This window comes from Parachryseolinea silvisoli, from assembly GCF_021190955.1.
Taxonomy (GTDB): Bacteria; Bacteroidota; Bacteroidia; order Cytophagales; family Cyclobacteriaceae; genus Ohtaekwangia; species Ohtaekwangia silvisoli.
Map to the genome: position 1 here is coordinate 39,779 of NZ_JAIOAO010000006.1, position 13,540 is coordinate 53,318.

Below are 13,540 nucleotides of genomic sequence, written 5' to 3' on the forward strand. Positions count from 1 at the left end.
TAGATTTTGGAGGAGCGTTGGAAATTTGGAGAATCCCTCTACCTTTGCAGTCCTTATTTGAAAACGAGCTATGGCAAACCATAAATCAGCAGAAAAGAGAATCCGTGCTAATGAGGCTAAGCGCGTGAGAAACCGCTACCAAAACAAGACTACCCGTACTTTCATCAAGAGATTGCAGAGCGCTACGGTAAAATCTGAAGCTGTTACTCTTTTGAAAGAAGTTTCTTCTATGATCGACAAGTTGGCCAAGAAGAACATCATTCATTGGAAGAAAGCGGCCAATCAAAAGTCCAGACTCACCCGTCTGGTGAATAAACTCGCCTAATTAAGCATCCGTTTTAGGATTACTGATATTTTAGGGAGCCCCTTACCCATGCGGTGAGGGGTTCTCTTTTTTTTGTTGGTTGGCTTGAAAATCTGAGGGGGAGGAATATCTTTGTGGGGTTACGTTGTTTGTAGATATGGAAATAGTAGAGAAAAGGCCTGCCATTAAGGATTGGTTACGAGAAGACCAACCTCGTGAAAAATTAATCCTCCACGGAAAATTATCGCTTTCCAATACTGAGTTGCTTGCTATTCTTTTGCGCTCGGGAACTCCCACGTTGAGTGCTGTCGATCTTGCGCAGAAAATCCTGCAGATGGCGAGTAATAATCTGCACAATCTGGCACAGCTTACGGCCAACGATCTGATGAAGATTAAGGGCGTTGGCGAGGCGAAGGCGTTGGCCATTGTTTCAGCCTTGGAATTGGGACGGCGGCGTAAAGCTGCAGATCCCGAGAAAAAACCGAGGATTGTTAGCTCTCGAGATGCTTTTGAGGTCATTTCTCCTTGTTTGCAAGATATTAATCATGAGGAATTCTGGATCATTCTATTAAATCGCGCTAATCGGGTTATTCGAACCCATCAGATCAGCCAGGGCGGGACTGCCGGCACAGTGGCCGATCCCAAAATCGTTTTCAAGCTTGCTGTTGATAACCTCGCGTCCGGCCTTATTTTGGCTCACAATCACCCGTCGGGAGAAACTACGGCCAGCCAGGCAGATATCAATCTCACTCAAAAAATAAAAGAAGCCGGCAAGTTGCTCGAAATACAAGTTCTGGATCATCTTATCCTCGCAGGCCAGAAATATTTTAGCTTTGCAGACGAGGGCATTTTGTAAACGGCGGGGAACATCCCTGTAGCCGAATGCCTGGAGATATCTGTGGTGAATGAAAAAAAAGCAGCAACTCTTACTTGTCGGAACGCTAATCATCCTTTTACCCATCCTCCTGGCACAGGTATGGAAAAGTAATACGGCGTCTGTTGCTGTAGTACCGCCAGTGCAACCGACACCCCCTCCTCCCTATATAAATCCGGCCTTCGATCAACTTATGCATGCGTTTGAGCATGAGATCGAGCTGTTGACGCAAACCTCTCAAACCCCTGGCTTCGCCGTTGCGATAGTAAAAGATTCTTCCATTGTTTATCTGAAGGGGTTTGGTGTTCGGGCGGCGGGCAGTAGCGCCGCCGTGGACGCACATACGGTGTTTCGCATTGCTTCGGTGTCGAAATGTTTTGCTTCGTTCCTTACAGGCATTCTTGTTTCCGATAGTGTTCTTGGATGGAATGATCCTGTGATTGAGTATTTGCCCGACTTCCGATTGAAGTCGCCTGAGCAAACCCGGGCGCTTCGATTGCGGCATGTTTTATCGCATACCACGGGCCTTCCCTATCATACGTATACTAACCTGGTGGAAGCCGGCATGGAGCTTCCCGTGTTGCTTGGTAAGTTGAAGGATGTCGATTTGTTCCGAGAGGTCGGTAAGGAGTATAGTTATCAAAATGTAGCCTATAGTTTAATTGGTGAAGTTATTCATAAGGCAACGGGCAAACCCTACGAGGTGAACATGGCGGAACGGGTGTTCAAGCCTTTGCATATGGAGCAGGCATCGATGGACTACACTACGCTCATGACCAATCCCAACATTGCACGTCCTCACAAGTCGCGTGGTGGCCGGTGGGTTCCTGCCTCGATTACAAACACGTATTATAACGTAGCACCTGCTGGCGGCGTAAATGCGAGCATTTCAGACATGGCGAATTGGATGATTGCATTGCTGGGCCATCGCGAGGATGTGATCGATGAGGCCACGGTGCATCAACTGTTTTCTCCACAGGTGCTGGCTCCTTCCAAGAATCGGAATTATGGCCGATCTCAACGGCTTAGCAGCTCGTACTACGGCCTTGGCTGGCGTGTGTTATATTATCCCAACGATACTGTTATTTATCATGGTGGGTTTGTGAACGGGTATCGCAGTGAAGTGGCCGTTAATACGAAAGATCATATCGCTATTTGTATCCTCGCTAATGCACCCGGTGCAGTGGCCGACAAAGGCATTCCTACTTTTTTTACTTTATTCCGTGCGCACCGGGATTCCATTTTGGTATATGATGATCGCCGGCGCCGGGCACTATCCACCAACCTACAAGTTCCGTGAAGAAGCAAAGCGTTATTATCCTGATTGTCGTTGTCGCCGCAGTCGTCGGGGTGCTGTATTCTTTTACTGGTAGCCAGGACCAAAGTGCCTACGCGGACAAGATTCAGGCGGAGCGAGATGCTAAGGATCAATTTATGCGTACCTCTCAGGAATCTCCTTTCGCGAATGATTCCACGGCCACGTTTACGGGGCTGCGCTATTACCCGGTGGACATTCGCTATAAGGTCACGGCCACCCTTGCTCCTATCACGAACAAGCAGGTAGTCTTGCTGGCAACCAACGATGGGAAGGAGCAGCGTTATGTTCAATATGCTTACGCCGATTTTGACCTGGGCGGCTATCATAACCGGCTACTGGTCCTGGAAATGATTGACATGGGGCCGTTCCGAGGAAAATTGTTTCTGGCTTTCGGCGATGAGACCAGTGCAGTGGAGACCTACGGAGCCGGGCGATACCTGGATCTGAACAAGGTACAGGGTGCTAATACGGTTACTTTGGATTTTAACCTGGCGTACAACCCCTATTGTGCCTATTCTGACAAATTCTCGTGTCCGCTTCCACCGAGGGAAAACCTGCTGAAAGTCCCCATCCGGGCGGGTGAGCGACAATATCATTAAGCTCATTATCTTAAAGCATTACGTTAGCATAATAATTAGCACCAAACCCTTATTTTTGAGGTTTACACACCCCTGAGAAATGTTCAGGGCTTTTTTACGCTGGAATTATGACCATTTCTTATAATTGGCTAAAAGAATACATTGATATTCCGGAGACTGCGGAGAACATCGGCAAGGTATTGACGTCTACCGGCCTGGAAGTTGAAAAAGTAGAAGAGCACGAGACGGTTAGGGGCGGACTGAAGGGGCTTGTGCTAGGTACAGTCCTTACCTGCACCCGACATCCGAACGCGGACAAGCTTTCCCTGACCACTGTGGATGTGGGCGGCGAGCGGCCGTTGTCGATCGTTTGCGGCGCGCCGAATGTGGCGGCCGACCAGAAAGTTGTTGTAGCGGTTCCCGGCACCACGATTTATCCTACTCAAGGAGAACCCTTTACGATCAAACTAGCGAAAATCAGGGGCGAGCAGTCAGAGGGCATGATTTGCGCTGAAGACGAGATTGGTCTGGGAGAAAGCCATGCGGGGATCATCGTGCTAACCAGCCCTGAAGCGTTGGTATTACCCAACGGCACACCTGCCGCACAATACTACAATATCGCGTCGGATTATATTTTTGAGATTGGCCTGACGCCTAACCGGGCCGACGCGGCATCTCACATGGGCGTGGCGCGTGACATCCGTGCCTCGCAGAAGCGTGTCATCCGGTGGCCTGCTGTCGATCACTTTACGATCGACAACCAGAATCTCACCATCAAGGTATCGGTGGAGGCCACACAGGCTTGCCCGCGTTACTCGGGTGTGACGCTTGCGGGTGTAAAGGTGGCAGAGTCTCCTGCCTGGTTAAAGAATCGTCTGCTTGCCATCGGAATTTCTCCGATCAATAACATTGTCGATATCACAAACTTTGTCTGTCATGAATTGGGCCAACCCATGCATGCTTTTGATGCCGACAAGATCACCGGAAAAAAGGTCGTTGTTAAGACATTGCCTGCCGGCACTAAGTTCACTACGCTAGACAACAAAGAGCGTACGTTGCTGGCTACCGACCTGATGATTTGCAACGCCGAGGAAGGTATGTGTATAGCCGGTGTCTTTGGTGGCGCTACTTCCGGCATCACGGGACAAACTCAAAACATCTTTCTGGAGAGTGCATATTTCTCGCCGGACACTGTTCGCAAGTCTTCACAGCATCACCAGCTGAAGACCGATGCTTCGTTCCGTTTTGAGCGCGGCACAGATCCTGAGATTACGGTGTATGCGCTGAAGCGGGCTGCATTATTGATCCAGGAAATTGCGGGCGGAAAGGTGTCGTCGGACATTATCGATGTCTATCCTTCCAAGATCGACCGTCGTACGATTGTCGTTAAGGACAAGAATGTTGACCGGTTGATTGGCAAGAACATTCCACGGGAAGAGGCGTTTGCCATTCTGGAGGGGCTGGATATACAGATTATCGACAGGCAGGTGGACCAGTATACGGTGTCTGTGCCGCCGTACCGTGTGGACGTCTTACAAGAAGCTGATGTGGTAGAAGAGATTCTACGCATTTATGGTTTCAATAATATACCGCTTTCAGATACCGCCCGCACGGATTTTCTGGCGGAGTTCCCGGTTAAGAGTATAGATAAATATAAGCGGAGTATGGGCGAAATGCTTGTCGCCAACGGCTTTTACGAGATCTGGACCAATTCGCTTACGAACAAGGCCTACCAGCAAAAGCACCAGCTTAGCTTTACGGGCTCTCCGGTAGAGATCTTGAACAAGCTGAGTGAAGAGCAGGGTGTTTTGCGTCAGACGTTGTTATTCTCCGGACTGGAGGTGTGCGCCTATAATATCAACCGCCGTCAGCGCGACCTGAAGCTTTATGAGTTTGGAAAGATTTACTATAAAGACGGTGGCAAGTATCATGAAGAGGACCGTTTGTCGCTGTTTATGACGGGTAACGTGGAGACAGAGAACTGGCGGCATAAGACACAGGCAGTAGCATACTATGACTTAGGTCAGCATGTGCAGCATATACTTTCGAAAAGTGGTATTTCGTCGGTACAGCAGGAGAACATAGAGCACCAACTGCTGGAATATGGCTCGAAACTTCTTCGTGGAAACATTGAAATAGGAACACTTGGAAAAGTAAAAACGGCCTTGTTGAAGGATTTCGGCATCAAACAGGAAATATTTTTTGCTGACCTAAACACATCCTTGCTTTTCCAATCGGCAACCCCTAAGTTAGTAATTCAAGAAGTTGCTAAATTCCCTGAGGTGCGACGTGATCTTTCGCTTGTATTAGACAGGCAGGTGCACTTCAGTGAGATCAGCAGTCTTGTGATGGCTACCGAGAAGCGGTTGATCAAGGATATAATAGCGTTTGATGTGTATGAGGGAGAGAATATCCCTGCCGGGAAGAAGGCCTACGCATTAGGATTTACTCTTTTGGATGAGACGAAGACGCTGACAGATGAAGAGATTGAAAAGACCATGACTCGCCTGATGCAGGCTTTTGAAACGAAGCTTGGGGCGGTTATCCGGAAGTAGAAAAAGGTATATATCCGGAAAAGGAGCCGGGCGCTACCAGAACGAACAGTTACAAGAGCCGATGGCGTTGCCAGGGCAAAAGATATTCGCATGGATCAAGAACTCTTAAAGTCTAACCTTTCGGGGCTGGAACGCAAACTTGTAGTGCTCCTGAACGAGCACAAAAACCTGAAGGAGGAACTTAAAAACCTGAAAATCGAAAACCAGGGACTAAAGTCGGCTCTTAAAGCTCGGGACGAGCAGATCAGCAGCTTTCATAATCAACTGAAAATCACTAAAATTGTGGATAATTTGAACCCGGAAGACGGAAGTGTTCTGGAGTTGAAGAAAAAAGTGGACGAATACATTCGCGAGATCGACAAGTGCATCGCTCACTTAAGCAGATAAGGTAAAAAACCTGTAAGATTTCTTGATGGAGGAACTTTCTATAAAAATCAAAATAGCCGACCGCGAATATCCCATGAAGGTGAAGCGATCTGATGAAGAGCGGGTAAGACTGGCCGGCAAGCTCATCAACGAAAAGCTAAAATCTTACCGGGAGCAATTTGGGATCGACGACAAACAAGATTTGTTGGCTATGGCTGCATTTGACTGTCTTGTCGATAAAATGGCAGCCGAGGAAACACATCATGTCATCGATAAAACCGTGTTTGAGAAAGTTAGTCATCTCAACCATTTGGTTTCCCAATCCATTCTGTAATCCTTCATTCCTGATGATCATTTTCTGAGCCAAGGTGGCACTCCGGGCAGTATAAACCCTATTTTTTTATGTCATCCATTGCTATAGCTATTGTTGTCAGCATAGTCGTTACGGCTGTGCTGAGCCTGCTCATTAGTTCCGCGTCGTACAAGCGGAAGCTGAAAAAGAAACAGGAAGAAGCCACAGACAAGTCCGATCTGATTCTGAAAGAGGCTGAAATTGCTGCCGAAAACCTGAAGAAGGACAGAATCCTGGAAGCCAAAGAAAAAATTCTGAAGATGCGTTCGGAGTTTGAAGAGGAGGCCAACAAAAAGAAAGCCCTCATCATCAGCAACGAGCAAAAGATCAAGCAACGGGAACAGACCCTCAGCAAGGAAATCGAGAATTTGAAGCGTAAAGAAGGTGAGCTCGACGATATCCGGACAGATCTCGCCGCTCAGCTCGAGCATACGAAGAAGCGCAAGGAAGAGCTTGATAAATTCAACCAGCAGAAGATCCAGGTACTGGAGAATATTTCCAAGCTGACCGCCGAGGAAGCTCGCGAGCAGCTTGTCGCTGCCCTGAAAGACGAAGCCCAGACCCGTGCCTCCAGCTTCATTAAGGACATTATGGAGCAGGCGAAACTTTCGGCCACCAAGGAAGCCCGAAAGATCGTTGTGGAGACCATTCAGCGTACTGCTACAGAACATGCTATTGAGAACTGTGTATCAATCTTTAACATCGAGAGCGACGATATCAAAGGAAAGGTTATCGGTCGTGAAGGCCGGAATATCCGTGCACTTGAAGCGGCGACCGGTGTCGAGATTATCGTAGACGATACACCAGAAGCCATTATCATTTCGGGTTTTGACCCGGTGAGAAGGGAGATTGCCCGGTTGTCGTTGCACCGCCTGGTGCAAGACGGTCGTATTCACCCGGCCCGTATTGAGGAGATCGTTACCAAGACTACGAAAAACATTGAAGACGAAATTGTCGAGATCGGCGAGCGTACAGTAATCGACCTGGGTATTCATGGACTTCACCCAGAGCTCGTGAAGATGGTAGGGCGTATGCGTTTCCGTTCTTCGTATGGCCAAAACCTGTTGCAACACTCGCGTGAAGTGGCCAACCTCTGCGCTATCATGGCCAGCGAACTAGGTTTGAACGTTAAGCAAGCGAAGCGTGCTGGTCTGCTTCACGACATTGGCAAGGTATGGCATGAAGAACTCGAAAAGCCGCACGCTATCGTAGGGATGGAGCTTGCCGTGAAGTATAAGGAACATCCGGTGGTTTGTAACGCCATTGGTGCTCACCACGACGAAATCGAAATGACGAACATCCTGTCACCGATCGTACAGGCTTGCGACGCCATCAGTGGTGCGCGACCAGGCGCTCGTCGCGAGGTGATGGAGCAATACATCAAGCGCCTCAAAGAACTGGAAGAGCTTGGCTTAAGTTTCGATGGTGTAGAGAAGTGCTATGCTATACAGGCGGGTCGTGAGCTGCGTGTGATCGTTGACGCTGAAAAGGCCAGCGATGAACGCGCCAGTCAGCTTAGCTTTGATATCTCACAAAAGATTGAGCGGGATATGCAGTATCCTGGTCAGGTGAAGGTGACGGTGATTCGCGAAATGCGCAGCGTTTCCTACGCAAAATAGATATACAACCACGTTTATACAGAAAGGGCCCCGCTACGTGCAGGGCCTTTTTATTTAATGACAAGCTTGACAAACTATCTGGCGACTATGGAAATAAAACTTACGGAAACGGCAAACAAGGGGGCATTTTACATCGAGCAAGACGGTACCCGCGCGGCAGAGATGACGTTTAGCAAAGCCGGTCCTGCCCTCATCATTATCGATCATACAGAAGTGTCGGATGCGCTGCGCGGTAAGAGTGCCGGCAAGCAACTCGTCGCGGCCGCTGTTCAACATGCGCGCAATCATGGCTTAAAGATCCTTCCGCTTTGTCCCTTTGCCAAAAGTGTTTTTGACAAGGTGGCCGAGTACGGAGATGTACTGGACCGATAAGCTTATTCCATGTGCATGATCACTTCTTTCTCGTCGAACCGGACGTCATCTTCGCCGACTTCATCGAAGGGATGTTCCAGGTGGTCCTGTATGTTATCCAGGCTTACCAGGATAAAGCTATATAACACGGGCATGACGTATTCGAGGTGTGCCGAGAAATCGTGGAATGTGCTGGCAAAATAGGGGCCGTAGACGATGGGAAAGATGTAGATAAACACTTTGCTGTAGGCCCGCAGTGTAATGGGTGTTCGGTACACATGAACGATCCGCAGGTTATCAAAGGCTATGATCATTTTGCTGATGTACTGATTCACGCGCGAGAGCTCCCCTGCCTGCACGCCATGGTTCTTGAGATCCATCATCAGCAAGGAGAGGTCTGAGAAATACTGAAAGATCTTCTTCTCGTTTGCGAGTATATCTTTTTCGTGTCTTGATGTAAACATTGAACGCATCAGCACGATCATGTACTCGACGATGGTCCGCGTCCGTTGGGGTATATCATTTTGTTTGTCAGTTGTCCAATCGCGTGTAGCAAAGTAGACGGCCAGTGCATGCCCTTTGAAGTCTGAGAAACGTTGCAGGGCTAGTTCGCGGCGGTTGTAGGCGGAGCCAATTGAAAACACTACGGGAAATACGATTGCCACACCGACCAGCATGTCGGGAAATTTGGCTGTCAGGCCAAGGTGGTAGCACACATAAGTTGAAATGACCGACAATGCGGTTATGACGAGAGTCTTATAGTTGATGATGAGGAAGAAGCTTTTCAGTACCTTTTTCACGTAAGTTTCTTTTATAAACCACGCGAAGGTAACACCCTCGTTAAAAAGCTAAAAGCCCCAGGTGGGGCTTTTAGCGGGGCTCCAATCGAATCAACTGTATTATTCCTCCAATATTTCAACTTCTACACGTACGTTCTTTTTGGCGTTTGCACTGCGCTTGTCGTATAGCGGGCGTTTTCCTCCCCAGGCTTTGATTTCAATGCGGCTGGCATCGATGCCGTTGGCCACCAGGTATTCTTTGATCACGTCGGCCCGATGGCGTGAAAGGTCTTTGGCCGATCCTGTACTTTGTTTGGCGCCGTCGAGGGAGAAGAATTTCTTATCGGGACCTATTGTGAGGAGCTTGCCGTGGTAGTTTCCATTGGTGTGACCGTGCAAGCGAATGCGGTAGCGCGAGTTTTCCTGCATAAGCTGTAGCAAGCTGTTAATCTCGTATTTCGACTCGGGCTGCATGATGGCTGCGTCGTTGTAGAAGTATACATTGTACAGGGTAGCTATGTCTCCGGGATGATAGCGTACCATGTCAAAGTTGATTACGACCGTGGTGCCCACCAGATCAATATATGGCTTGACCGTGTCGGCCAGCGGCAGTGGATAGTTTATCTCTTGTTGTAGTTTACGATATCCAAATATATCGCAGATCAGTGTCAGCTGGCCGGATTTGCTTTTCGGGTCCGGGAGGTTGAGGTATTCATTTCCTTTCACGCGCGTAATCGGGTGGGCACGGTCTGTATCGATTACCTGCACAGTACCATCTACAATACGATCGTTGCGGGCATTGTACACGCTCAGGAATACTTCGGTGTTTCCGAGGGTCATGACCTTGTATTGCACGATCTCGGGGTTATCGGTTACGACGATACTATCGCCAGGTGGTGTTGTGGGTTCTTGCTGGTTTTCGGAAGGGGTCGTTGCCGGCGCGGGCGGCGCCTCTACTACCGGTGTTATTGTTGTTTTCTTACCCGGAGGCTGCAGGGCAGCTATGTCACCTGGCACAACGCGGATCCAGGCGTCCTTGAAGGCTTCTTGTTTGCGCACTGCCGTCATCTCAAGCAAGGATGCACGCAGCGTTGTAAAGTATTGGAGGTAGACAAAATACAACCCACGACCTGTATTAAAACCGTAGGTCGCTTCCTTCCCCTGTTGTTTTAATTGTTGCATGTAGGCCTGGGCCGCACTTTCGCGCGTTTTAGCATATGCGCCTACTACAAGGTAATAACCGGGAGAGAGTTCGGGCGTTTGGGAGAATGCGGTGGATGAGATGCTTGCAAAGCCAACTATGAGCGCAAGCGCGAATGATTTTCTCATGTAAGAATAAGGACTGTTTCTTATCAATATTATTTAAAAATATTGAATAAAACTGTATCAGGTATGATTAAATGTCACCAAATCGGTCACTTACGAATGTATGATTTGCTCCATTCGCGTAAAAATCCAAGTCCATAACCACTCAGCTGGATTAAAGCCGCAGGAACTGCCAGGAAGGCCACCCCCAGATTCTTGTTCTGCCATAGTGCATGTAGAAAAATGACGGACAGGTAGAGCAGCCACCCGCCCAACGCGGCATAAGAGAGTATCGGGCTGACCAGCGCCCACAAGGGTATGCTGAGTGTCCCGAGTACAAATATAGTCGGTAGCCAGTGTGTAATTTTAACTTCGCCTGGATGCGCGCGGCCTACGAGGGCTCTGCCTTTGCCGAAGTTAGCGACCTGGTGATAAAATTGAGAGAATGATGTGCGGCGTTTGTGGTAGACGTAGGCCTCTGGTATAAGTCCTACCTTATAGCCGGCATTTTTCATCCGGATGCTAAATTCTATATCCTCGGCATACCGGTCAAAATGAAATCCCTGTGTCTGCGTGTATACTTTCCGGGAGATCCCCATGTTAAAGCTACGCGGCTGGAAAGAGCCTACGTGTTTTTTTCCGCCACGTATACCGCCCGTCGTCCATACCGACGCCATGGTATATCCCATAGCGCGTTGTACGAGCGTGAAGGTTGTATGCGCCCGGTCCGGACCGCCCCACGCATCCCAGCCGTATATCGCCAACGCTTTATCGACGGCTTTCAGGTAGTCGGGAGGTATGATACAATCTGAATCGAATACAATTAGATATTCGCCTGTGGCGTTGGAATAGCCAAAATTCCGGGCTGGGCCGGGACCGGCATTCGGTTTAAAAAAGTATTGAATGGTTAACTGGTGACGGTATCGATCTACTATGTCATCACACCGCACGGAAGATCCGTCCTCCACGATCAATACTTCAAAGGCCTTCACCGTTTGCTGCGTCAGGCTGTCCAGGAGCTCGCGCACCTCTTCGGGGCGGTTGTAGACCGGAACGATGATGGAATATTTCACAGCTTAGTTAACAACCCCTTGAAGCTTGCGTGCCGTTTCTTCCTCCAGGCCCACCTTTTCGATTACGAGGTAGTCGCGTTTGGAGAGGGACTGCATCGCGAACATCTCAGCCAAAAATCCTGTTACGAATAGCTGTACGCCAATGACAACTGCCACAAGTGCCAGGTAAAAGAGGGGTTGCTCGGTGATCTCACGTTTCATGGGTACCCGGGAGATAAAGAGGGAGTTCATTTTATCCCAGAAAAGCTTGGCGGTGAATACGAAACCGATCAGAAACGATACGGTGCCCCATGTGCCAAAAAAGTGCATGGGTTTCTGTCTGAACCGACTTACAAACGTGATGGATAATAGATCCAGAAAGCCGTTGATAAAGCGCTCCAATCCGAATTTGGTATACCCAAACTTACGCTCGCGGTGCTCTACTACTTTCTCTGTGATCTTCGTGAAGCCAGCCCATTTGGCAATGACCGGAATATAGCGGTGCATTTCTCCGTAGACGTTGATGTTCTTCACGACGGTCGACTGGTAGGCTTTCAAGCCACAGTTGAAGTCGTGCAAGCGTATGCCGGAGAGCAGGCCGGTTATGTAATTGAAGAACTTCGACGGTACAGTTTTCGAGATCGGGTCATGCCGCTTCTTTTTCCACCCGGAAACAAGATGGAACCCGTCCTGGGTAACCATGCGATATAACTCGGGTATTTCGTCGGGGCTGTCCTGAAGGTCGGCGTCCATGGTAATTACCACTTTTCCGCGCGCTACCCGGAATCCGGTTTGCAGGGCGGCTGACTTCCCGAAATTGCGATTAAAACGAATCCCTTTAAACCGCTCGTCGTCGGCGTTCACTTTCAGAATCTGTTGCCAGGTCCCATCAGAACTGCCGTCGTCAATAAAAAAGACTTCGTACCGGAATCCGTGCGCCTGCATGACACGACTTATCCACTGGCTGAGTTCTGGAATTGATTCCTCTTCGTCTTTGGCGGGCACAATGACCGAAATATCCGGTTGGTTCATGAATTAAAATGTCGGTTCTGGATTCTTTTTCTGCGTAAAGATAGTAACAATTAGACCTATTAATACGCCAACGAAAATCCCGCCGCCCACATAAAAAAGCCAAAAATAATCCCTTGTAACCTGGATCGTCATCTCTATCTGGTTTTCAGGCGTGTTCTTTTCGCTCAGTTTCTCTGTCAATTCCTGCAAATGCCTGTCCATCAGATTAGTGTCTACAAAATTTAAATATATGTATGTGAACACAAAGCCGAGAATCGTGCCCGCAAGTGCTATGAAAAATGCAATAAGCACCCCCTGACCATAAGTCATAAACCCATCGCCCGCGTCTTTAAACGCCTTGTGCGCCAGTACATAGATCAACGGTGTGACCACCAGCATACTTATGTACCCTACAATTTCATTAAAAGGGTTTTCACCCAGCAGCGCCAGGGCAAGAAATACAACAATATGAATTAAGGTCGAAATCAGACCCCATTTCAGTCCTACTGAAAAGGTGCTGGGCTTGGCTACTGTGTTTTCCATATCGTTTTTTAGGGTTTGGGTTGCCGTCTCAGGATTACCGAAAGAATGATATTCACAAAAAAGCCAATGGCGATACCCTGCGCAAAATACGTTTCCACCAGCTTCCGGATATTAGTCTCGGGGAGGTCATTCAAATTACGTTCGTAGACATCTTTTCCGATCCGTTCGATGTCTTCTTTGGGGAAAGTTTTTAAGTAATCGGTCATCTGTTTGATGTACTGGCTGACAAATTCGCCTTCCCAGCTACCGAATAGCTGCAGTCCCAACGATGATACTACCGTGGCAATAAGCACAATCAATCCGCCGCCGATCATACCCTGCCAGAAGTACAGTACGCCGCCCTGGTAATAGTCACGGAGCTCCTTCAAATTGAAAAAGATAAAGATACCAAAGACCATGATCCGAAAATCCAGGAAGGGAGAAACCATGGCGGGGTGTCTTCCCATGTAAAACATGGCCACTAATACGGCGGAGGCCATCACTCCCGCTACGAGGCCATACCGGATTGATAGCTTTAATAAGGGCTGTTTCAT

General features: G+C 48.7%; 15 protein-coding genes. 9 read left to right on the forward strand and 6 right to left on the reverse strand.

The window, feature by feature from the left end; translation table 11 throughout:
• Positions 1-70 precede the first annotated feature (70 nt).
• From rpsT to K7P01_RS27740, 9 genes are all read left to right on the forward strand, one after another.
• Positions 71-325 carry a 30S ribosomal protein S20 gene (gene rpsT / locus K7P01_RS27700; protein ID WP_254086489.1) on the forward strand — a complete coding sequence of 85 codons (255 nt, stop codon included), beginning with the start codon at positions 71-73 and terminating at the stop codon, positions 323-325.
• Between the two features lie 136 nt (positions 326-461).
• Entirely contained in the window at positions 462-1,160 is a 699-nt protein-coding gene (gene radC / locus K7P01_RS27705) for a RadC family protein (RefSeq protein ID WP_267297850.1), read from the forward strand.
• A gap of 49 nt (positions 1,161-1,209) precedes the next feature.
• Positions 1,210-2,478, forward strand: a complete 1,269-nt coding sequence (locus K7P01_RS27710; RefSeq protein ID WP_267297851.1) for a serine hydrolase domain-containing protein — start codon at positions 1,210-1,212, stop codon at positions 2,476-2,478.
• Positions 2,475-3,095 (forward strand): DUF1684 domain-containing protein, encoded by a 621-nt coding sequence (locus K7P01_RS27715; RefSeq protein WP_267297852.1) that lies wholly within the window; start codon positions 2,475-2,477, stop codon positions 3,093-3,095. The genes K7P01_RS27710 and K7P01_RS27715 overlap by 4 nt, the downstream gene beginning before the upstream one ends.
• A 107-nt stretch (positions 3,096-3,202) precedes the next feature.
• Positions 3,203-5,629: a phenylalanine--tRNA ligase subunit beta gene (gene pheT / locus K7P01_RS27720; protein WP_267297853.1), complete on the forward strand. Its 2,427-nt coding sequence runs from the start codon at positions 3,203-3,205 to the stop codon at positions 5,627-5,629.
• A gap of 90 nt (positions 5,630-5,719) precedes the next feature.
• Positions 5,720-6,016: a hypothetical protein gene (locus K7P01_RS27725; protein ID WP_254086484.1), complete on the forward strand. Its 297-nt coding sequence runs from the start codon at positions 5,720-5,722 to the stop codon at positions 6,014-6,016.
• A 25-nt stretch (positions 6,017-6,041) separates the two neighbouring features.
• The gene (locus tag K7P01_RS27730) at positions 6,042-6,329 is read left to right on the forward strand and encodes a cell division protein ZapA (RefSeq protein ID WP_254086483.1); all 288 of its coding nucleotides are present in this window, start codon (positions 6,042-6,044) and stop codon (positions 6,327-6,329) included.
• A gap of 68 nt (positions 6,330-6,397) precedes the next feature.
• Positions 6,398-7,966 carry a ribonuclease Y gene (gene rny / locus K7P01_RS27735; RefSeq protein WP_267297854.1) on the forward strand — a complete coding sequence of 523 codons (1,569 nt, stop codon included), beginning with the start codon at positions 6,398-6,400 and terminating at the stop codon, positions 7,964-7,966.
• Between the two features lie 87 nt (positions 7,967-8,053).
• Complete coding sequence (locus K7P01_RS27740; protein WP_267297855.1) at positions 8,054-8,338, forward strand: GNAT family N-acetyltransferase; 285 nt, start codon at positions 8,054-8,056, stop codon at positions 8,336-8,338.
• Positions 8,339-8,340: 2 nt separating this feature from the next.
• On the opposite strand, the gene K7P01_RS27745 is transcribed toward K7P01_RS27740, so the two are convergent.
• The 6 genes from K7P01_RS27745 to K7P01_RS27770 form a co-directional block, all read right to left on the reverse strand.
• Entirely contained in the window at positions 8,341-9,117 is a 777-nt protein-coding gene (locus K7P01_RS27745; protein ID WP_267297856.1) for a hypothetical protein, read from the reverse strand.
• Positions 9,118-9,216: 99 nt separating this feature from the next.
• Positions 9,217-10,425, reverse strand: a complete 1,209-nt coding sequence (locus K7P01_RS27750; RefSeq protein WP_267297857.1) for an OmpA family protein — start codon at positions 10,423-10,425, stop codon at positions 9,217-9,219.
• An 86-nt stretch (positions 10,426-10,511) separates the two neighbouring features.
• Positions 10,512-11,474: a glycosyltransferase gene (locus K7P01_RS27755; RefSeq protein ID WP_267297858.1), complete on the reverse strand. Its 963-nt coding sequence runs from the start codon at positions 11,472-11,474 to the stop codon at positions 10,512-10,514.
• Between the two features lie 3 nt (positions 11,475-11,477).
• Positions 11,478-12,485, reverse strand: coding sequence for a glycosyltransferase family 2 protein (locus K7P01_RS27760; RefSeq protein WP_267297859.1), 1,008 nt, complete (start codon positions 12,483-12,485; stop codon positions 11,478-11,480).
• A gap of 3 nt (positions 12,486-12,488) precedes the next feature.
• Entirely contained in the window at positions 12,489-13,007 is a 519-nt protein-coding gene (locus K7P01_RS27765; protein WP_267297860.1) for a DUF4199 domain-containing protein, read from the reverse strand.
• Positions 13,008-13,015: 8 nt separating this feature from the next.
• Positions 13,016-13,540, reverse strand: a complete 525-nt coding sequence (locus K7P01_RS27770; protein ID WP_254086475.1) for a DUF4199 domain-containing protein — start codon at positions 13,538-13,540, stop codon at positions 13,016-13,018.